Annotated in this window: 1 protein-coding gene; it reads right to left on the reverse strand. The window is 60.1% G+C overall.

Annotated features, from left to right (window positions below; genetic code table 11):
• Positions 1-725, reverse strand: a 725-nt coding sequence (locus HP499_RS24700; RefSeq protein WP_172326636.1) for an L-serine ammonia-lyase, incomplete at both ends; no start/stop codon positions are given.

Consider the following 725-nt stretch of genomic DNA (forward strand, 5'->3'; position numbering starts at 1 on the left):
ACGCCATCTTCGCCGCGTTGATCGCCTTCGCCGCAGCAATCGCGTTCCGCTCAATACACGGAATCTGCACCAACCCCCCGATCGGATCACACGTCAACCCCAGGTTATGTTCCATCGCGATCTCCGCAGCATTCTCCACCTGCCCCGGCGTACCACCCATCACCTCAGCCAAACCAGCAGCAGCCATCGACGACGCCGACCCCACCTCACCCTGACACCCCACCTCAGCACCCGAAATGGACGCCTGCTCCTTATACAAAACCCCCACAGCACCGGCAGTCAGAAGGAACTTCACCACCACATCATCCCGATCCTGCTGGGAAGCCTTATCCATCCCCGGCGCATAATTCAACGCGTAATACAACACCGCCGGAATGATCCCCGCAGCCCCATTGGTCGGCGCCGTCACCACACGCCCGCCCGAGGCGTTCTCCTCATTGACCGCCAACGCGATCAGGTTCACCCACTCCTGCCAATACTTCGGATCATTCCGGTCCTTATCCTCCTTCAGGAGCCGCTCCAACCAATCCGGCGCACGACGACGAACCCGCAACCCGCCAGGAAGCACACCCTCACGCTTCAAACTGGTTTCCACACAGGCCTCCATCACGGACCAGATATGCAGCAAACCCTCCCGGATCTCCTCCTCGGACCGGGACGCACGCTCATTAATGAACATGATCTCGCTGATGCCCAAACCCTTCGACTGGCACCGGCCCAACAAC

It is taken from the genome of Paenarthrobacter sp. CM16 (genome assembly GCF_013179505.1).
Lineage (GTDB): Bacteria > Actinomycetota > Actinomycetes > Actinomycetales > Micrococcaceae > Arthrobacter.